The 18,262-nt window shown below is 70.8% G+C and carries 18 protein-coding genes, 1 tRNA gene and 1 riboswitch; of the genes, 9 read left to right on the top strand and 10 right to left on the bottom strand.

The features are described from left to right. Window position 1: 1 nt before the first annotated feature. The 4 genes from G9Q41_RS15215 to G9Q41_RS15200 all read left to right on the top strand — a co-directional run bounded on the left by G9Q41_RS15215 (window position 2) and on the right by G9Q41_RS15200 (window position 3,656). A complete protein-coding gene (locus G9Q41_RS15215) occupies window positions 2-691 on the top strand; it encodes a hypothetical protein (protein WP_139186544.1) in 690 nt (229 codons plus the stop codon). A gap of 160 nt (window positions 692-851) precedes the next feature. Further along, window positions 852-1,961 carry a hypothetical protein gene (locus tag G9Q41_RS15210; protein WP_165633256.1) on the top strand — a complete coding sequence of 370 codons (1,110 nt, stop codon included), beginning with the start codon at window positions 852-854 and terminating at the stop codon, window positions 1,959-1,961. A gap of 20 nt (window positions 1,962-1,981) precedes the next feature. Then, entirely contained in the window at window positions 1,982-2,455 is a 474-nt protein-coding gene (locus G9Q41_RS15205) for a hypothetical protein (RefSeq protein ID WP_165633257.1), read from the top strand. Between the two features lie 73 nt (window positions 2,456-2,528). Next, on the top strand, window positions 2,529-3,656 hold the full coding sequence (locus tag G9Q41_RS15200; protein ID WP_165633258.1) for a polysaccharide pyruvyl transferase family protein: 1,128 nt from the start codon (window positions 2,529-2,531) through the stop codon (window positions 3,654-3,656). 104 nt (window positions 3,657-3,760) lie between these two features. On the opposite strand, the gene tenA is transcribed toward G9Q41_RS15200, so the two are convergent. The 3 genes from tenA to G9Q41_RS15185 form a co-directional block, all read right to left on the bottom strand. Next, a complete protein-coding gene (gene tenA, locus G9Q41_RS15195) occupies window positions 3,761-4,495 on the bottom strand; it encodes a thiaminase II (RefSeq protein WP_092523518.1) in 735 nt (244 codons plus the stop codon). A gap of 130 nt (window positions 4,496-4,625) precedes the next feature. Next, on the bottom strand, window positions 4,626-5,426 hold the full coding sequence (thiD, locus tag G9Q41_RS15190) for a bifunctional hydroxymethylpyrimidine kinase/phosphomethylpyrimidine kinase (protein ID WP_165633259.1): 801 nt from the start codon (window positions 5,424-5,426) through the stop codon (window positions 4,626-4,628). 132 nt (window positions 5,427-5,558) lie between these two features. Beyond that, window positions 5,559-5,657, bottom strand: a riboswitch (TPP riboswitch). 223 nt (window positions 5,658-5,880) lie between these two features. After that, a complete protein-coding gene (locus G9Q41_RS15185) occupies window positions 5,881-6,123 on the bottom strand; it encodes a biotin/lipoyl-containing protein (RefSeq protein WP_092523522.1) in 243 nt (80 codons plus the stop codon). Between the two features lie 304 nt (window positions 6,124-6,427). Here G9Q41_RS15185 and G9Q41_RS15180 point away from each other — a divergent pair, with 304 nt between their 5' ends. Then, complete coding sequence (locus tag G9Q41_RS15180; RefSeq protein ID WP_092523524.1) at window positions 6,428-7,162, top strand: hypothetical protein; 735 nt, start codon at window positions 6,428-6,430, stop codon at window positions 7,160-7,162. A 97-nt stretch (window positions 7,163-7,259) separates the two neighbouring features. Here the strand turns inward: G9Q41_RS15180 and G9Q41_RS15175 are convergent, their stop codons facing one another. Then, complete coding sequence (locus G9Q41_RS15175; protein WP_165633260.1) at window positions 7,260-7,664, bottom strand: hypothetical protein; 405 nt, start codon at window positions 7,662-7,664, stop codon at window positions 7,260-7,262. Window positions 7,665-7,880: 216 nt separating this feature from the next. Here G9Q41_RS15175 and G9Q41_RS15170 point away from each other — a divergent pair, with 216 nt between their 5' ends. The 3 genes from G9Q41_RS15170 to G9Q41_RS15160 all read left to right on the top strand — a co-directional run bounded on the left by G9Q41_RS15170 (window position 7,881) and on the right by G9Q41_RS15160 (window position 10,488). Continuing rightward, window positions 7,881-9,572, top strand: coding sequence for an AMP-binding protein (locus tag G9Q41_RS15170; RefSeq protein WP_347567577.1), 1,692 nt, complete (start codon window positions 7,881-7,883; stop codon window positions 9,570-9,572). 63 nt (window positions 9,573-9,635) lie between these two features. Continuing rightward, window positions 9,636-10,283, top strand: a complete 648-nt coding sequence (orn, locus tag G9Q41_RS15165) for an oligoribonuclease (protein WP_165633261.1) — start codon at window positions 9,636-9,638, stop codon at window positions 10,281-10,283. A 132-nt stretch (window positions 10,284-10,415) separates the two neighbouring features. Then, window positions 10,416-10,488, top strand: a tRNA-His gene (locus G9Q41_RS15160). A gap of 156 nt (window positions 10,489-10,644) precedes the next feature. Here G9Q41_RS15160 and G9Q41_RS15155 read toward each other — a convergent pair. After that, a complete protein-coding gene (locus G9Q41_RS15155; RefSeq protein WP_165633262.1) occupies window positions 10,645-11,679 on the bottom strand; it encodes a methionine synthase in 1,035 nt (344 codons plus the stop codon). Window positions 11,680-11,866: 187 nt separating this feature from the next. On the opposite strand from G9Q41_RS15155, the gene G9Q41_RS15150 reads away from it, so the two are divergent. Further along, a complete protein-coding gene (locus tag G9Q41_RS15150; RefSeq protein WP_092523568.1) occupies window positions 11,867-12,277 on the top strand; it encodes an NUDIX domain-containing protein in 411 nt (136 codons plus the stop codon). Between the two features lie 76 nt (window positions 12,278-12,353). Here the strand turns inward: G9Q41_RS15150 and mnmA are convergent, their stop codons facing one another. From mnmA to G9Q41_RS15125, 5 genes are read right to left on the bottom strand one after another with little or no spacing between them, the layout of a single operon-like run. Further along, the gene (mnmA, locus tag G9Q41_RS15145) at window positions 12,354-13,442 is read right to left on the bottom strand and encodes a tRNA 2-thiouridine(34) synthase MnmA (protein WP_165633263.1); all 1,089 of its coding nucleotides are present in this window, start codon (window positions 13,440-13,442) and stop codon (window positions 12,354-12,356) included. A gap of 1 nt (window position 13,443) precedes the next feature. Further along, on the bottom strand, window positions 13,444-14,667 hold the full coding sequence (locus G9Q41_RS15140; RefSeq protein WP_165633264.1) for a cysteine desulfurase family protein: 1,224 nt from the start codon (window positions 14,665-14,667) through the stop codon (window positions 13,444-13,446). Then, window positions 14,664-16,067, bottom strand: a complete 1,404-nt coding sequence (locus G9Q41_RS15135) for an MFS transporter (RefSeq protein ID WP_347567578.1) — start codon at window positions 16,065-16,067, stop codon at window positions 14,664-14,666. Before G9Q41_RS15135 ends, G9Q41_RS15140 begins: the two co-directional genes overlap by 4 nt. Further along, the gene (locus G9Q41_RS15130) at window positions 15,982-16,983 is read right to left on the bottom strand and encodes a lysophospholipid acyltransferase family protein (protein ID WP_092523576.1); all 1,002 of its coding nucleotides are present in this window, start codon (window positions 16,981-16,983) and stop codon (window positions 15,982-15,984) included. The genes G9Q41_RS15135 and G9Q41_RS15130 overlap by 86 nt, the downstream gene beginning before the upstream one ends. Beyond that, on the bottom strand, window positions 16,980-17,768 hold the full coding sequence (locus G9Q41_RS15125) for a GNAT family N-acyltransferase (protein WP_165633266.1): 789 nt from the start codon (window positions 17,766-17,768) through the stop codon (window positions 16,980-16,982). Before G9Q41_RS15125 ends, G9Q41_RS15130 begins: the two co-directional genes overlap by 4 nt. Window positions 17,769-18,262 lie beyond the last annotated feature (494 nt).

The raw sequence follows: 18,262 nt of genomic DNA, 5'->3' as shown, positions 1-18,262 counted from the left end.
GATGCTTGCTGAACTGACGTCATGGGGTCCGGCCGGGGAACGGTTCCTCCGGCTGGGGCTCGCGGTGCTGTGCGGCGCACTGATCACCGCGATCCCCGCGACGGTACTGCTGGTTCGGGCACGACACCGCCAAGCACGTCTGCGCAGCCAACTGGCCAGGTTGACCACTTCCACGGCCCTGCTCACCGGAACGGGTCGAAACGGTCAACCGCGCAGAGTGGGGGCGGGGGACGCGGAGGAAACCTCCGGAGGAAGAACCGAGACCACCTCGGCCGGCTCCCACCCGAGCGCCCCCTCCGAAACACCCCGGCAGCCCTCCCCCGGCGTGTTCCCCGAGCCGGAGACGGTACCCGACCAGACCCGACCGAACGCACGGAACGAGATGCCCGACGGGGACAACACCATGCGAACGGAAACGACGCCCGACAACGGCCGTCCGAGCGAACCCGCACGGGAGCGCGGCGAGGAGCCCCAGCGGGAGTCCGAGCAGGAACGGAATCGGACGCAGCACACCTCCGCGGAGAACCTGGACTTCGGCAGTCAGGAGATCGCCGAACGCTTCCGCCGCGAGTACATGGAGGCGCTGGACGACAGCAAGAACCGACTGGATCAGCTCCGCAGCAGGCTGACCGGAGAACTGCGCACGGACGAGGCCGCGCACTCGACCAACGGGCACCGGCCGGAGAGCTGAGCCAGTCGGCACGAAGAACCGCAACCACCCGCGAACGGGGGAGACCGTTCCCACTTGACGACTCCTCCCCCGTTCGCCGGGCGGCGCTCCGACGACACATCCACTCTTTTCGAATATCGAACCGACTTCGCAGGGGCAGTGGCGGACAGGAGGATTCGACATGGAAGACGCCGCCGACGCCGTGGTGCCACTCCGGCCGGGGTTCGACGTCACGTTCCGCGGTTTCCACCGGGAGCAGGTCCTCGAGCACCTCGAAGTGCTGGAGAACCAGCTGGAACTGGTCACCATCGACCGCAACGAGGCAGCCCGACTCAACTCCGACCTACGGGCGCTCTACGACCGGACCCGTGAGGAGCTCAACGCGACCCAGCAGCGGCTGCGTCACCTGGAGACCTCCGACACCGGATTGCCCGTGGCCTCCCAGCGTGTGCAGGAAATGCTGAACATGGCCGAGGAGGAGCTGCAGACGCTGCGCGAGCAGGCCAGGCACGAAGCCGAGATCATTCGCGGGGCGGCCGAGACCGAGGCCGACCGGCTGATCGAACAGGCCGAGGAGACCGCGGGAGAGCTGCACGAGCAGTGCGAACAGGTGCTGGCCGAGGTGGAGCGGCGGCGCGATCAGTTGAATCAGGAACGGACGCACCAGCTGAAAGAGCTGCGCGAGCGGGAACAGCGGATGCGCCGCTCGATCCGGGACGCCTACAAGTCGCTGATGAGCTCGGCCGAGCAGCAGGCCGAGGAGCTCAGCGAGCGGACGCGGCAGGAGTGCACGCGCCGCGAGACCGAAACCGAGAACTACCGGCAACGCGTTCTCGAGGAGATCGAGCACAACCGCTCGGAGCTGGAATCGCTCCGCGCGCAGGTGCTGGCGGCCCTGGACACGGCCACGGACAGGATCGGGTCCTCGGTGACCTCGCTGCAGCGGAGCTCCATCGAGGAGGTGGGCTCGGCCGAGCCGAGCGGCAACCATTCGATTCCGGAGCAGTCCACGCGGGAGTCCTCGGAGGACGCGGCGGGGACCGCGGCGGAGGACGAGGGTCCGACCGAACAGACGTGGCTGCCGGTCCAGTGGGGGGACCCGACGAACGCGGAGGTCACCTACTTCGAGTCCCCCGAATCCGTCTACCGCGACTCGAACGGACCTCCCGGAAGTGAGAGCTCCCGGGAGTTCACCACGGAGGCCACGGCACAGGCCCTCGATCAGGACGAGGAGTCCGGTGGCGGGCGGAAGCACGGAACGGACACCACCGGCCCCGCGGCTCGCAACTGAACGACGTGTGGAGAGACATCATGCCATCGGCGCAGTCCACCTTCCCCGCCATCGACATGCTGGTGCTGACCTTCCTCGTCGGTTTCGGACTCGCCGCCGCGGTGTTCGTCCCGCTGTTGCTCCGCGAGCACCGCAGGAGCGGCAGGAGGGCAGCGCGTTCGAGGCGGTCCAGCCGGACCCGCCCCGGCGCCTCCCCCACCGCGGAGCGAGCCCCCGCGCAACGACGGCGGAGTCCCGAATCGACCTCCTCCTCGGAGGCTCGGGAGCAGGACTCCTCCCCGGAAGATCCGGAGCGGGAAGCGGACGGGGAGGAGGCTCCCGAAGCGCGAGATCCGCAGGAGTCCCCGAGCTGGCAGGACGCGGAGCGCTCGTTCGGCACCACCACGAGCAGGTGGGAGAAACGGGTCGAGCTGTGTGCCGCCGACTGCGCGGTACGCTTCGGAAGGGCAAGAGCGCGCCTGCTGAGCGTCACCAGGGAACTCGGCATCGAGTGACTCACTTCGCGGCGACCGTTCTCAGGGGACGCTCCCCAAGCGGCGTCTTCCGACACGGTCAAGGAGCGCGTAAGTGAGCAACCCACCCCCGGAGCACAGCTCCTTCTACCTCGTGGGCACCACGGGCAACCCCAACTACGGTGACGAGCTCATCGCCGCCACCTGGTTGAAGTACCTCGCCCACCAGGCCCCGGAGGCCACGGTGTGGCTGGACTGCCCGAATCCGGGGCCCAGCGAGGTGCTGCTGGGGGACCTGCACCCGAACGTGCGCTTCACCGACACCTTCTGGCGGCTGTGCTGGCAGGCCTCGTCGAGCGAGCCCTGGCAGGTGGCCTCCTTCGTCAGGCAGGCGATCGACAATCCCGGAATGGCTCCCCGCTGGGTGGCCGGAATCAGGGTGGCCGCGCGGGCCGATGTGTTCCACATCATCGGCGGCGGCTACATCAACGGCATCTGGCCGCACCACATCGGACTGCTGGCCGCCGCGGTGGCCAGCAGCGAGCACTCCGGTGGGCGGCTGGCCATGACCGGACAAGGCCTCACGCCCGTTGCGGCCGACGCGCGTCCACTGGTGCGGGAGCTGGCACGGCACTTCGACGTCGTCGACGTCCGGGACGAACCCTCCGCCGAGGTGCTGGCCGACGTTGCAGGGGTCACCTCCACCGGCGACGACCTCTTCTTCGACACCGGGGCCGGGCTCTACCGGGAGGATCAGGTTCCCGAGGTCATGGTCTGCATCCAGTCGGACCTGCTCACGCTGAGCGCCCCCGCGCTCGCCGGGCACGTGCTGGACACGCTGCGCCAGTGGGGGGCGTCTTCCGAGCAGGTCGGTTTCGTGGAGGGAATCCCCCGGGTGGACCGGGAGATATTCGCCCTGGTCGAGCACGAGCTTCCGGGCGCGCGCTTCTACCCCTTCTCCGAGATCATGGACAACGGTCTGCCCGCCACGGCCGGACAGCGCTGGTTGTCCACCCGCTTCCACATGCACCTGATGGCGGCCGCTGCCGGTGCCAGTGGCACGGCGATCGTGATCGACACGAACTACTACACCAACAAGCACCGTTCGCTGATCGAACGCGGCTCGGGGTGGTCCCTGAGCACCGATCTGAGCACGTCCCAGCCGCCGACGGGCGGGTTCGACCCGAAGACGCTGCGCAAGCTGCGCGCCGCCAAGGTCTCGCTCGCGCGCCGGATCTACTGAACCGAGGTGCTGCCCGCGCACTCCGACCGGCTCGCCGGTCGGAGCCCCACCGGCCTCGCCCGGGCTCCGAGCTCGTGGTTACCCCGTGCGGGCACCTCGAGGGTTCACTCCACGTGGTCGCCCCGGCGGGGGAGCCAGCGCGCGGTCGGCCACTCCTGCTTCTCCCAGGCGCTGTTCCAGAAGAGCCACTCGTACTCGCTGCACCGGACGAAAGCCGTGAGCATCCGCTCGCGGGTCCGCTCGTCGGCGGCGGCGGCCAACCTGTCGGTCAGCTCCCTGGCTCCGCGCACCGTCGCGGCGAACTCCTCGTCGGCGTAGGTCGCTATCCACCTGCCGTAGGGGTGCCCGGAGGTGTCCCCGGTCCGCTCCAGGATCGTGCTGCCCACGTGCTGGTACACCCAGAAGCACGGCAGCAGCGCGGCCACAGCCACCGGGTAGGGCTCGCTCTGCGCGCTCGCCCGCAGGTACGAGGTGTAGGCCAAGCAGGTCGGCGAGGTCTCGATGCCGGACATCTCCTCCGCGGTGAGACCGAGCTGCTCGACGTAGCCCGCGTGCAGCCTGCGTTCCTCGGCCAGGGCACCGTGCGCGCTGCCCGCGAGGAAGGCCGAGTCAGCCGGGTCCTCGGCGCGCGCCGCCGCCGCGGCCAGGGCTCTGGCGAACCCGAACAGGTAGCGCGCGTCCTGAACGATGTAGAACGCGAAGCGGTCGCGCTGCAGCGTTCCGTCGGCGAGTGCCAGGTTGAACGGATGACGAACGATCGCGTCCTGCAGCTCGGCCGTGTGCGCCCACGCGGCGGCGCAGAACCCCTCCGGATCGGGCTCGGGCAGTCGACGGTTCATGGCTCTCCTCCCGCCCGGCGCGCGAGCCGGGCGTTCCGGTGGCTGCTCTCGGTGTCCCGGTCCTTCGCTCGCCGGACCGGGGTGTCCAGGTGCTCCGGGCGACCCGCCGGACGAGACGGCCCGCCCGTGCTCAGTCCCATCGGTCGTGGAAGTGGTGCACCGGACCGTGGCCCTGCCCCACTTCGAGCTGCTCGGCGGCGCGCAGCGCCCCGCTCAGGTACTCCTTCGCCTCCCGGACCGCCGTCGCCCAGTTCGGGCGTCGTGCGCGCAGCGCGGCCGTCGCGGCGGAGAGGGTGCAGCCGGTTCCGTGGTCGTTCTTCGTGTCCACCCGCTCCTCGCGCAGGAACTCCACGGCACCGTCCGCGTCCAGCACGTCGACGCTGGAGCTCCCGCCGAGGTGGCCGCCCTTCAGCAGCACCCGTGCGACGCCGAGCCTGCGCAGTCGGGCCGCCTGCGCGGGCATGTCCGCGACGTCGGTGATCTCCTCCGCGCCCAGCAGGTCGGCCGCTTCCGGCAGGTTCGGGGTTATCAGGTCCGCGCGGGGCAGCAGCTCGTCGCGCAGGGCCAGCACCGCCTCCTCGGCGAGCAACCTGTCTCCGCTCTTGGCGACCATGACGGGGTCGAGCACGACGTTCGGCAGGCGGTACCGCTCCAGTTCCGCGGCGACCGCACCGATGATCGCGGCGTCCGAGAGCATGCCGATCTTGACCGCGTCCACCCGCACGTCGTCCAGCAGGGTGCGCAGTTGCTCGGTCACGAACCCGGCCGGCACCTCGTGCACCGCGGAGACCCCCGTCGTGGTCTGGGCGACCAGGGCCGTGATCACCGACATCCCGTAGGTCCCGTGAGCCGAGAACGTCTTCAGGTCGGCTTGCACGCCCGCTCCCCCGCTGGGATCGGTCCCCGCGATGGTCAAGACGTTCCGGATCACTGGCGCCCCTTTCCGAGGGGACGCGCACGCGGGTCGCACCACCGCCCACACGCGGCGGCCGCCGCCGGTCGATCGACTCGCCACCGGCGGGTTCCGACCACGAGCGAGGAGCGCGACGACAGCACAGCAGTACCGGTAACACTGCGACGTCCCTCCGCTAGTACGAACTAGTTCAGGTTCGACGGGTCTTTCTCAGCCCGGTCCGAAATCCGGGCACCCCGCGTCACTCACCGGAATCGTGGGAATCACCCCCGATTCGGTGAGACAAACATAGCAGCGGAGGTCAACAACGCACCGGCTGCGGCCGTTCCAGACCGCTCGGTGCGGGTGCGGCTCGGGGCGAGCGCTCACCCGGCCGGATCGACCGCGGGACGAGCACCGTGGGCGCTCACCTCCACCCGCACCGCCGAGCGCACCTCTCAAACCACTCCGCAGTGCCGCGCGAGACCGGCGGCTATTCGATCAACCCGACCGGAAACCCCGAGATCACGGATTCCCCGGCTCTGACCTGCTGGCGCAGCGTTCCGGTCGCCAGCGCGTTCACGTGGGTGTGGTGCTGCCCGGTGCGCACCTCCGCCAGCGGTTGCCCCGAGTGCACGGGGCTCCCCTCGGGGGCCAGCCACCGGACCAGCACGGCGCGGGCGGTTCCGAACCCTCCGGCTGCGGTGTGTTCGGCGCAGTACAGCAGCTCCGTCATCGATCGTCTCCGGCCATCCTGTTCACGTACCGCGCCCGCCTCGGTCGCTTCCGAGGCGAGGGGCGGGATCGGTTCCCACGGGCGGAGCCTGTACAACGCGGAGTCACCGCGACAAGACCGTGCGGACACTGAGTCCGCTCCGGGGAGCAATCCCCGGTGCAGGTGACCAACCGACTTCCCCGCCCGCCGCGTGGTCCGTGTGACCGCCACTGACGGCGAAATACGTCACACCTGCGGTAAATCACACCACACAGCCGAACCGCACCCGTGAATCGATGCGCACCCCCGGACTAGAGTTGGGGTAATGAATAGCACTACCGAGGGACTCAGCACGCGCTCTCGGCAGGCTGACCAGGACCCCGCCGCAGTATGGGGCCCACTGACCAGCCTCGCCGATGCGGCAGCGCGAACCGCGAGCGACTCCACGACGGTGGCCATCAACCGCGGGTTCGACCGCAACGCGCGCGAACGCGCCCGAGCACTGCGACAGCTGCTCAACGAGCGCGGCGCGAACGCCGTGGAGATCACCCCGGCCCCGGACAGCGAGGAACTGCTGACCGGCACCGAGGTCAATTCGGTGGTCAACCTCGTCGGCACCGGATCCTGGCAGCCCTACCGACTCGCCGCGAAGAAGCGGGCGGCGCTGCTGGCTCCCTCTCCCGACGGGAGTGAACCGGGGGAGAACGTCCGCCGGGACGTCATCGGAATGACACGTCAGGACTCCAGCAGGGACGCCGCGCTGACGCGGGTCGTGGTGCTGCCGGAGACGACCGAGGAGAGCAGCCTCACCCTGACCAGGGACGGCGAAACGCTCTCCATCCCCGGTGGTCAGGTGACCATCACCCTGCACGAGGGACAGCTGGACATCCGGCTGCAGGGCCCCGACTACGCCGAGCAGCACTTCACCGCCGACCGGCTGAGCGTGGAGACGCACGGCGCCTCCCACCGGCTGATCAGGGACGAGATGCCGGTCGCCGAGTTCGAGGGCTCGTTGGACTTCGGCTGCGAGCAGGACGGGCTGGTCGTCCACTCGGTCTGACGGCTCGCGGCGGAGCCTTGCCCGCGGGCGGGCACAGCCGTCGCGTAACTCGACGCCGCGCGCCGGAGGGCGCCCAGCGAGAGCCGACCGGAAGGCCTCAGCGCCGCCGGGTCCGGGTGAGACGACTGGCAAGGGTCGTCAGCCCGGCCCCGGCGAGCACTGGGACCGCCAGCGACAACGGGGCGAGCACCCCCGGAACGAGCAGGTTCACCAGCGTCCAGAGGGCCGTCAACACCGCCGAGCAGGCCAGCAGTGCCGCCGTGATCGTCAGCAGCAGGCGGTGCTTCGGCAGCTCCGGCAGCCTGGCCCGCGCGTGCGGCGGCATTCCCCGCACGGTCAGCGCGGCCGGCGCCACGGCCAGGCCCAGCAGCAGCAGACCGAACAGCGAGTCTGCGCGCTGCGCTCCCCGGCCCAGCCCGATCAGCAGGAGCACCGTCCCGAGGGCCAGCACGAGCAGCGCCCTGTGCAGCGCCCGCCACAGTCGCACGTCGTAGTCGCTCACTTCTGCGGACTTCCCCTTCGATACCGGTCCGGTCGTCTCGACACCACCGCGCGCACCGGGGCAGCGGTCGAACGCCCCGCGCGGCGCGGAGCGCCCGTGCCGCTCAGTCTGTCAGCCGGCTCACATCCGTGGACATTCCTCGCTCGTCCCCTCTTTCCCAAAAGCGACACTCAAGGCATTATCTACTCACCAGTAGGTAGATTTGCGAGGTACCGCGTGACCAGTGAGCGGATTGCGAAGGAACGGCGGCGATCCAGGTGGACCGCGGGCACCGCGGCGCGGATCACGCGCTGGGCCGAGCGGCGCACCCCGAAGGCACTCGACGCGCTGACCCTGATCAAGCAGGGGGTCGTCCGCCCGATGCGCCCGGACAAACTGCTGCGCACGGCGCTGGCTTACCGGCGCTGGGGGATCACGATCCCGCTCGGGTACGCGGTGGGCGCGGTGCGCCATCCCGACCGCCCCGCCGTGATCGACGAACGCGGAGCGCTGAGCTTCGCCGAGGTGGACCGGCGCACCACGCGCCTGGCCGGCGCCCTGCGGGAGCGCGGGGTCGAGTCCGGCTCCAGAGTCGCGATCCTGTGCCGCAACCACCACGGATTCGTCGAGGCGCTGGTGGCCGCGGGCAAGCTGGGCGCGGACTCGATACTGGTCAACACCGGCATGAGCGGCGAACAGATCTCCACCGTGCTCTCCGAGCAGGGTGCCCGGCTGGTGATCGCCGACTCCGAGTTCACGGGGCTCTTCTCCCCGCCGGAGGGCGTGGAACTCGTGGTCAGCTGGACCGAGGGCACCACCAGCCACCCCACGGTGGAACAGCTGATCGGACGCTCCGGCGCGGACGAGCTGCCGAAACGGCCCCGACACGGTCGGATGATCGTACTCACCTCGGGGACCACCGGCACCCCGAAGGGGGCTCGCCGCCCCGACCCGCCGAGCCTGAGCCCGGCCACCACGATCCTCTCCAGGGTTCCGCTGCGCAGCGGCGAGCGCGCGATGATATGCGCTCCCCTGTTCCACACCTGGGGGCTGGCTGGGTTCCAGCTCGGAGCCGTTCTCGGCGCCACGCTGGTGCTGCACCGCAAGTTCGACCCGCAGCAGACCATGGCCGCCCTGCAGCGCCACCGCTGCACCTCGATGTTCGCCGTCCCCGTGATGCTGCAACGGCTGCTCGAACTGCCCGCCGAGCAGCGCAGCTCCTACGACCACGGAGCGCTGCGCATCGTGGCCTGCAGCGGGTCCGCGCTGCCCGGAGAGCTCGCCAAGGACTTCCAGGAGGTCTTCGGTCCCGTGCTGTACAACTTCTACGGCTCCACGGAGGCCTCCTGGGTGAGCATCGCGACCCCGCGGGAGCTGCGCGCGAACCCGGACACCGCGGGACGCCCGCCCAGGGGCACCACGCTGCGCGTCCTGGACGACACCGGCGCCCCCGTGCGGCGGGGCGAGACGGGCAACATCCACGTCCGCAACGACATGCTGTTCGAGGGCTACACCAACGGCGGGAGCTCGGGGCGGCACGACGGCCTCATGCCCACCGGGGACCTCGGCTACCTCGACGGGAGCGGACGCCTGTTCGTGGTCGGCCGCGCCGACGACATGATCGTCTCGGGCGGGGAGAACGTCTACCCCAAGGAGACCGAGGACCTCATAGCCGGTTTCCCCGAGGTGAGCGAAGCGGTCGTCACCGGGGTCGACGATCCGGAGTACGGACAGCGGTTGGCCGCTTTCGTGGTGCTGCACGAGGGCGCGACGCTGGAGGCGGACACCGTGCGCGAACGCACCCGGCAGCGATTGTCGAGCTTCGCCCGCCCCCGCGACGTGGTCTTCCTGGACGCGCTGCCCAGAAACGCCACCGGCAAGGTCGTGCCGGGCAGGCTGCCCGCGGTGTCCCCCGAGCGAAGTCGGTAGCCCGGCCCGACGACGCACCGACAGTTTCGCGTGCACGCCTCGTGGCAAGTTAGGCTCACCACGGTGAATGACCGTCTCGTGTGGATCGACTGCGAAATGACCGGGCTGGAGCTCGGCAAGGACGCGTTGATCGAGATAGCCGCTCTTGTCACCGATGCCGACCTGAACATTCTCGGGGAAGGCGTGGATGTGGTCATCCACGCCGACGAGGAGACCCTCGGGGGGATGCCCGAGGTCGTGCGCGAGATGCACGACCGCTCGGGGCTGACCGAGGAGGTCCGCCGCTCCCGGGTCACGCTCGCCCAGGCCGAGCAGCAGGTCCTGGAGTACCTGCGCCAGCACGTCCCGGACGGGCGCTCCGCCCCGCTGGCGGGCAACTCGATCGCCACGGATCGCGGGTTCATCGCCAGGGACATGCCCGAGCTCGATCAGTACCTGCACTACCGCATGGTGGACGTCTCCTCCATCAAGGAGCTCTGCCGCAGGTGGTACCCGCGCATCTACTACGCGCAGCCGGAGAAGGGGCTGGCGCACCGGGCCCTCGCCGACGTGCGGGAGTCGATCCGCGAGCTCGCCTACTACCGGCGAACCGCTTTCGTCCCGGACCCGGGCCCGTCGAGCGAGGAGGCCCAGCAGGTCGCCACGGAGTTGCTCTCCGCGGAGGAGCTGGGAGGCACCGAGCAGGCGCGGCGGCAGCTGGACGAAAGCTGATTCCCGCAAACCGTCCGGGCTTGCGCAGCGATTTCGTCCTGGTGAACCACGAAGGGGGATCCCGTTGCAAGAGCGCGAAACGGGCACGCTAGGATGGAACCTGTTGTTCGGGCATGAGCCCGGGCGAGCACGGTGGGTGTAGCTCAGGCGGTAGAGCACTGGGTTGTGGTCCCAGGAGTCGCGGGTTCGAATCCCGTCACTCACCCGGTCGACGGCGGCCCCGATCTCGTTCGGTCGAGATCGGGGCCGCCGTTTTCGTCTCTTCCCATCCGCTGCTCCCGGTGCCGGTGCGCACCACCCGAGCAACCGGCACCGCCGCGCGAACCGGGCCGGTCGAGTTCCCCGGCTCAGTTCTGCGCGCTCAGTTCTGCGCGGTGTCCTCCTGCAGCATCTTCCCGAGCTCACGACTCAGCTCCAGCGCGCGGTGGGCCCAGCGCGGCGACGCCCCGGCCAGACCGCACACCGGGGTGGGCAGTACCTGCTCGGCCAGCACCCGTTCGGAGAACCCGAGGTCGTTGACGAACCTGCGCGCAGGCTCCGCGAGTTCGCGCAACCCCGGCTCCCGCGCCGGTTCGACCGTGGGGACCATGCCGAGCATCAGCGTGATCCCCCTGTCCCAGGCATCGCCGATCTCCTGGGCCAGCTCGCCCTCGGGGGATCCGAGCACGGCCGTGTCCAGGCCGATCACCCCGGCCCCGGCCCGGTGCAGCAGCCGCACCGGCGGGCGCTGCGCGCAGCAGTGCACCAGCACCGGACCCGCCGTCGCCTCTCCGAGTCGAGTGATCACATCGCTGAGCAACCGCTCCGCGTCGGGCTCGGGCACGGCGGGCACCGTTCCGTAGTCGGAGGGCGTGGGCAGGTCTCCGGCCAGGACTGCGGGCAGGGTCGGCTCGTCGAGCTGGAGCAGCACGCGCCCCCCGGTGCGCGTCGCCAGCTGCTCGACGTACTCCCGAACTCCTTCCACCAGGGCCTCGGAGAAGTCGCGCAGCGCGCCGTGGTCGGTCATCACGCGGTGGCCGCGTTCCAGCTCGATCCCCGCGCTCAGGGTCCACGGTCCGGCGATCTGCAGCTTGATCAACCGTGGCTCGGTGTCTCCGGCCGTGGCCGCTTCCACGGCGTCCAGGTCCCACCGCAGCAGGTCCAGCGCACGCCGGTGGTCGCGTCCCGCGACACGTGCCACGCGGTACCCGGAGGGCACCACCTGCACGGCCAGATCGCGCAGCATCCCCGCGGTGTGTCCGATCACGTCGCCGCCCACTCCCCTGGCGGGAAGTTCCGGCACCGGGGTCAACTCGGGCAGCTCGCCGGTGACGATCCGAGCGGCCTCCGAGGAGTCGGTGCCCGGCATGGAGCCGATCGCGGTGGCAGTACCGGGTTTCCAAGGCTGTTGCGTCACACGGCGATTCTCTCAGCCGCGAAGCAGGGCACCCGCCACGCGGGCCGAGAGGCGCGGGAGAGAACCTCTCCTCCCGCCGCCTGGAGACGTCATGCCCACGAACGGGTCAGAAGGGGCACGCGACGCGCCGTCACGGGCAGAATCGGGGGCAGTCGGCCCCGCACACACGGCGCGCCTGGAGGTTCCCTTGCCCGACCTGCCGAAGCACTCGGTCAGCGTGGCCGGTGTGGTCCTCGACAGCAGGGGGCGGATCCTGCTGGCCCGCCGCAGGGACAACGGTCACTGGGAGCCCCCGGGAGGCGTCCTCGAACCGGAGGAGTCCTTCGAGCACGGGGTACGGCGCGAGATCCTGGAGGAGACGGAGGTCTCCGTCGGGGTGGACCGGCTGACCGGGGCGTACAAGCACCTCGCGCGCGGAGTGGTCACCCTGGTTTTCCGCTGCCACGTCCTCGGGGGCTCTCCCCGGCCCACCGAGGAGAGCTCCGCCGCGGACTGGTTCGAGCTCGCCGAGGCGCTGGCGCTGATGACCGAGTCCCGCGCCGCACGGGTCACCGACGCGCTGCGGGACACCCCCGCGGTGCGCACCTACCCGGGATGACCGGAGGCGCGGGCCGCTGCGCAGCCCGCGCGGGACTCACACAGTTACAGGCAAAATTGGCGCACCTCGCCGGGGCTCACCGCGTCTCGGAGATCTTCGCGCTGCCCAGCACCAGGTCCCCTGCCGGATCCGGGCGGTAGAGCACCACCGACTGTCCGGGAGCCACGCCGCGCATCGGTTCCCGCAACCGCACCCGGAAGCCCTCACCGGTCATCTCGGCCACGGCTTCACCCGTCTCACCGTGCGCCCGGATCTGCGCCACGCACTCGGTCGGCCCGTCCAGCGCGCTCTCCGAGGGCCACACCGGCCGGGTCGCGTCGATCTCGGTGACGCCCAGCTCGTCCGCCGAGCCCACCTTCACCGTCCCGGAGACCGGCTCCAGCGACAGCACGTAACGCGGACGCCCGTCCGGTGCGGGCTTGTCGATCCCCAGCCCCTTGCGCTGTCCCACGGTGAAGCCGTGCACACCGGAGTGCTGGGTGAGCACCTCCCCGGAGTCGGCGTCGACCATGTCGCCGGGGCGCTCCCCCAGCTTGGAGTCCAGGAACTTCTTGGTGTCCCCGTCCGGGATGAAGCAGATGTCGTGGCTGTCCGGCTTCTGCGCCACGGCGAGGTCCCGCTGCTCGGCCTCCGCGCGCACCTCGGACTTCAACGAGTGCCCCAGCGGGAACATGGCGTGCCGCAGCTGCTGCGAGGTCAGCGAGGCCAGCACGTAGGACTGGTCCTTGCCCTCGTCCCTGCTGCGCCGCAGCTCCGGGACGCCGGACTCGTGGGACAGCCGCGCGTAGTGCCCCGTGGAGACCGCGTCGAAGCCCAGCGCCGTGGCCTTCTCCAGCAGGGCCTCGAACTTGATCTTCTCGTTGCAGGTCATGCAGGGGTTCGGAGTGCGCCCTGCCGCGTACTCCCCGACGAAGGTCTCGATGACCTCCTCGCTGAACCTCTCCGCGAAGTCCCAGACGTAGAACGGGATCCCGAGGATGTCCGCCGCGCGCCGGGCGTCCCGGGAGTCCTCCACCGTGCAGCAGCCGCGCGCTCCCTCGCGCAGCGTCCCTGGCTTGGCGGACAGGGCCAGGTGGACCCCGGTCACGTCGTGGCCCGCGTCGACCGCCCGCGCCGCGGCCACCGCGGAATCCACCCCGCCGCTCATCGCCGCGAGTACTCGCACCTCACACCTCCGTAGGGGCGGTGGCCGATCCCACCGAAGTCTTGCTCAAACCGGAAAGGCCGGCGCTGCGGGCACGCCGCACGGCCGGTTCGAGCGCCTCCAGGAACGTCCGCACGTCATCGGCCGTCGAATCGTGCCCGAGTGTCAGCCGCAGCGAACCACGCGCGACCCGCACGTCCGCCCCCATCGCCAGCAGCACGTGGCTGGGTTCGGCGACCCCGGCGGTGCAGGCGGACCCCGTGGAGCACTCGATCCCCTTCGCGTCCAGCAGCATCAGGAGACTGTCACCCTCGCATCCGGGGAACGTGAAGTGCGCGTTTCCGGGCAGGCGCCCGCCCTCGACGGTACCCGGGTCCCCGTTGAGCACCGCGTCGGGCACCACCTCGCGGACGCCCGCGATCAGCCGGTCCCGCAGGCGGGTGAGCTCCTCGACGTGGTGCTGTCTCGTGTCCACCGCCTCCCGCAGCGCGTTGGCCAGCGCCACCACGGCCGGGGTGTCGAGAGTCCCCGAGCGCACCTCGCGCTCCTGCCCGCCGCCGTGCAGCAGCGGCGTGCAGCTGACCTCCCTGGACAGCACCAGCACGCCCACGCCGTAGGGGCCACCGATCTTGTGCCCGGTCATGGTCAGCGCGGACACCCCGCTGCTGCCGAAGTCCACCGGGAGCGTCTCCACCGCCTGAACCGCGTCCGTGTGCAGCGGAACACCGTAGCGCTCGGCGATCTCGGCGATCTCCGGGATCGGGTTGATCGTGCCGACCTCGTTGTTGGCCCACATCACGGTGGCCAGGGCCACCTCGTCCGGGGCCTCCCGCACGGCCCGCTCGAACGTCTCGGGAGTCACCCTCCCCCAGGAGTCGACCTCCAGCCAGGTGACCTCCGCGCCCTCGTGCTCGGCCAACCACTCCACCGTGTCGAGCACGGCGTGGTGCTCCACGGCGGAGGCCAGCACCCGGCGCCGCCGCTCGTCGGCCGCGCGGCGGGCCCAGAAGATGCCCTTGACCGCCAGGTTGTCGCTCTCGGTGCCGCCTGCCGTGAACAGCACCTCGGACGGGCGCGCACCGAGGGCGTCCGCGATGTCCTCCCGCGACTCCTCCACGGCTCGACGCGCTCGTCGGCCGGAGGTGTGCAGTGAGGAGGCGTTGCCGAGCGTGCTCAGGGCATCGCTCATCACGGCGATCGCGCGGGCCCTCATCGGGGTGGTGGCCGCATGGTCCAGGTACGTCATCGCCCGTCCAGGATAGTCCTTCCGGAGCGGATGACCAGGCGCGCACCCGTCAGACCGATGACGATCAACGTCGCGCTCAGCACGAGCACCCCCGCCGTGGGGTCACCGGCGTCGGAGAGCAGGTTGACCAGCACGCCGCCCAGCCCTATCAGCAGCGCCTGGCCGAGCATGTCCGACAGCTGCAGCGCGGCGGAGTTGAACCCGCGCGCGGACTCCTCCGAGCGGCCGAGCACTCCCACGGCGGTGCTGGTGATGGCGATCCCCATCCCGGCACCGCCGAGTGACCAGGACAGCAGGACCAGCCAGCCGGGGCCCCACGAGGGGGCGATCGCGCCCACCCCGGCCACCGCGGCCACGACCAGCAGGAACCCCAGGGCGACCATGCCCTCCCTGCTGATCCGCTCCCACCGGCTCTGCAGGAAGGCCCCCAGGCTCCACCCGAGCGAGCCCAGCGTGAGCGGGACCCCGGCCAGCGCCGGTGAGTAACCGTGCACCACGGTCAGCACCAGGGGGACGAACGCCTCCGCGGCGAAGAAGACCCCGGCCAGCAGCCCGCGAGCCAGCACCAGCATCGGAACCCCGGGACGGGCCCGCAGCGTCCCCGCAGGCAGCAGCACGCGGAAGCAGCGCCACAGCAGCACGGCGGCCAGCGTCCCGAGCACCGCCGAAACGGCTCCGGGGTGCTGGGCCGCCCAGTTCACGCCCAGCGTGCCCACACCGGCGCCCAGCGCGGCTGGAACGAGTCCGGGGCGCTGCCGCGCGCCCTCCGCCCGCTCGCTTCCCGAGCTCAGCACGGTCGAGGCGAGGAACACGGTCCCGAGCAGCACGAGCGGAGCCAGTCCGAGGAAGACCCAGCGCCAGTGCAGGTGCTCGGTGATCAGCCCGGAAACGGCCGGGCCGACCAGGGCGGGGACCACCCAAGCGGCCGACATCGCCCCGAACGCCCTGGGACGGTCCCGCTCCGGGTAGACCCGGGCGATCAGCACGTAGAGGGGCACGGCCACGCTGCCTCCGCCCATTCCCTGCAGCGCTCTGGCCGCCAGCAGTACCGGCATGTTGGGCGCCGCCCCGGCCAGCACCAGCCCGGCCGCGAACAGGGGCAGGGCCAGCAGCAGGGGCAGCGCGGGTCCGCGGTGGTCGGCGAGCCTGCCCGCGAGGACGGTTCCGACCGCGCTCGCGGCCATGAACAGGGTGAACGACCAGGAGTACCAGCGCTGTCCGTCCAGTTCGGAGGCTATGGTCGGCAGGGCGGTGGCCACGCCCATCGCCTCGAAGGCGACCAGCGTGACGACGAGCAGCAGGCCGATCGTGAAGCTACGGTACGGCGGAATCCACAGTGAACTCCTCCTGCGCCGGCGGGGCGACTCGCGGGTGGCTTTCGGATCGGTCGAAGCGCTCACCCGGGAATCCTGCAACTTCGCCCCCGCTGGAAGTCCATCCCGCCCGCGCGGACCGTTCCGGCGCTACCGCTCCCGCGGCGCGCGCGCAGCGCAGCGCCAGTTCACGACGCGCCCGCCCGCCGGTTCCGCCGGAGACCTCGCGCTCCGTGCTCGGGCTCCGCGTCTGCCGCGCCGGGAAAGGCGGCAACAGCTCCAGCTCGACCACGAGACCACGCGCCCCCAGCACGCTCACCACCGAACGCAGCAGGGTGTCGTCGCCCACGAAGGCGGCGGCGGTGGTCGGCTGACCACCGACGCGGTAGCGCAGCACCGCCGGACGGACCTGGGCGTTCGCGTCCAGGGCCGCCTGGAAAACGGCGGGGCGGTACTGCCCGGAGGCCCGCCCGCACCACGTGGTTCCCTCGGGGAACACGCCGACCACGGACCCCTCGTCCAGCGCCCCGGTGATCCGGTCCACCGCCGCGGGCAGACAGCGCAGCCTGTCCCGCTCGATGAACAGGGTTCCCGAGCGAACCGCGAACGTCCCCAGCAGGGGCCAGCTCCGCAGTTCCGACTTGGCCAGCATCCTCATCGGACGCACCGCCTGCAGCGCCAGGACGTCCAACCAGGAGACGTGGTTGGCCACGACCAGCGTGCCCACCCCTCCACCGGGGAACGAGGTGTCCCCGCGCACCCGCAGTTCCACGCCGAAACCCGCCAGCAGGCCCGCGAACCAGCGACGCGCCGCACACCCCCGGATCCCCCGGGGCAACAGCGGGGACGCGCAGCCGAGCGAAAACCCGCAGCACAGCAGCACCACCACGACGAGCAGCCGCAGGATCCTGCGCACCACCCCGACCGAGGGAAGGGATCCGCTGCGCGGGAGGCACTGCCGCCCGCACGGGGACTCGGGCAACCACCCGCGGACGGGGCTCATCCCGCCTCCCCCAGGAAACGTTCGAGATACCGGCGGTCCATCGTCTCGGTGTCCAGCAGCACGAAGAAGTCGGCCACCCCGAACTCGCGGTCGTGCGCGGGCGGACCGCAGACCCGCGCTCCCAGCCGCAGGCACCCGCGCAGCAGCGGAGGGGTTCCGGGCCGCTCCGGTTGTTCCCCGGGCTGTGCCCGCCACGGGACGTAGGGCCGGACCCGCCGTGCCTCCGGGGCGTAGTAGCGCCGGCTGACCACGCTCCAGACGCCCGCGGCCGTGCCGCCGCCGTCGCGCAGCGGCACCGAGGCGCAGCCCGCCAACCAGCGGTGCCCGTGCAGCAGCATGTAGCGCGCTATGCCCGCCCACATCAGACCGACCACAGTTCCGTTCCGGTGGTCCGGGTGCACGCAGGAACGTCCCGTCTCGACCGTGTCGGGACGTATCGGATCCAGTCGCGCCAGGTCGAACTCGGACTCGGAGTAGAGCCCTCCGGCTGCCGAGGCCCGGTGCGGCGGCAGCATTCGGTAGGTGCCGACCGGTTCACCGGAGTCGTCGTCCCGGATGATCAGGTGGTCGCAGAACTCGTCGAAGTCGTCGCTCTCCAGTCCGGGGGCGTCCCCGCGGACGGTGGCTCCCATCTCCCCGGAGAACACCAGGTGCCGCAGCCGCTGCGCGGCGCGGACGTCGGAGGGTTCCCCCGTCAGGTGCAGTGAATAGCGGTTGATTCCGTCTCGGTTCGATCCGCCGGTCGAAGCCAGCACCGTCGAGTCGGATCGCCCTGTTTCTGCCATACCCGAGGTGTAGCCGCGTGAGCACTACGGCCGGTAGACGCGCCGGTGAGCCACGACGGGAATTCTCGGTGAATGCGCGGTGCAGTCTCTGACAGCACCCGGGGCGGGCCCGAGCGGACCCGCCCCGCTGCGTCGCTCACAGGAGTCCGCGGTCCGAGCGAGCGCTTTGAGCTTGGTAAACCGGCACCGCCGGGGGTTCTCAGCCATGGGTCTCGCGAGGACAGCCCCGACGTTGTGTAGGTCGCTACCCGATGTCGAGGCGCCCGAAGCAAGAGCCCGCGAGAGGCACCACCGCTCAATCACCTACGACAAGCCAGTCCCCGAGAGGCCTGTCGCCCCAACGAGAACGCTTACGAGCCTGAGCAGTCGGCACCGCCGGGGGTTCTCAGCCATGGGTCTCGCGAGGACAGCCCCGACGTTGTGTAGGTCGCTACCCGATGTCGAGGCGCCCGAAGCAAGAGCCCGCGAGAGGCACCACCGCTCAATCACCTACG

Origin of the sequence: Actinopolyspora sp. BKK2 (assembly GCF_011291845.1) — a bacterium.
Lineage (GTDB): Bacteria > Actinomycetota > Actinomycetes > Mycobacteriales > Pseudonocardiaceae > Actinopolyspora > Actinopolyspora saharensis.
The sequence above is the reverse complement of the archived record's forward strand: the minus strand, read 5'-3'. Positions and strand labels throughout refer to the sequence as shown.

Bases quoted from the DNA above. Each gene is read 5' to 3' on its own strand.
- G9Q41_RS15215 (WP_139186544.1), top strand. From the start codon at position 2: ATGCTTGCTGAACTGACGTCATGGGGTCCGGCCGGGGAACGGTTCCTC.
- G9Q41_RS15205 (WP_165633257.1), top strand. From the start codon at position 1,982: ATGCCATCGGCGCAGTCCACCTTCCCCGCCATCGACATGCTGGTGCTG.
- G9Q41_RS15130 (WP_092523576.1), bottom strand. From the start codon at position 16,983: ATGAGCCCCGTCCGCGGGTGGTTGCCCGAGTCCCCGTGCGGGCGGCAG.
- G9Q41_RS15210 (WP_165633256.1), top strand. From the start codon at position 852: ATGGAAGACGCCGCCGACGCCGTGGTGCCACTCCGGCCGGGGTTCGAC.
- G9Q41_RS15185 (WP_092523522.1), bottom strand. From the start codon at position 6,123: ATGACGGAGCTGCTGTACTGCGCCGAACACACCGCAGCCGGAGGGTTC.
- tenA (WP_092523518.1), bottom strand. From the start codon at position 4,495: ATGAACCGTCGACTGCCCGAGCCCGATCCGGAGGGGTTCTGCGCCGCC.
- G9Q41_RS15180 (WP_092523524.1), top strand. From the start codon at position 6,428: ATGAATAGCACTACCGAGGGACTCAGCACGCGCTCTCGGCAGGCTGAC.
- G9Q41_RS15140 (WP_165633264.1), bottom strand. From the start codon at position 14,667: ATGACGTACCTGGACCATGCGGCCACCACCCCGATGAGGGCCCGCGCG.
- G9Q41_RS15125 (WP_165633266.1), bottom strand. From the start codon at position 17,768: ATGGCAGAAACAGGGCGATCCGACTCGACGGTGCTGGCTTCGACCGGC.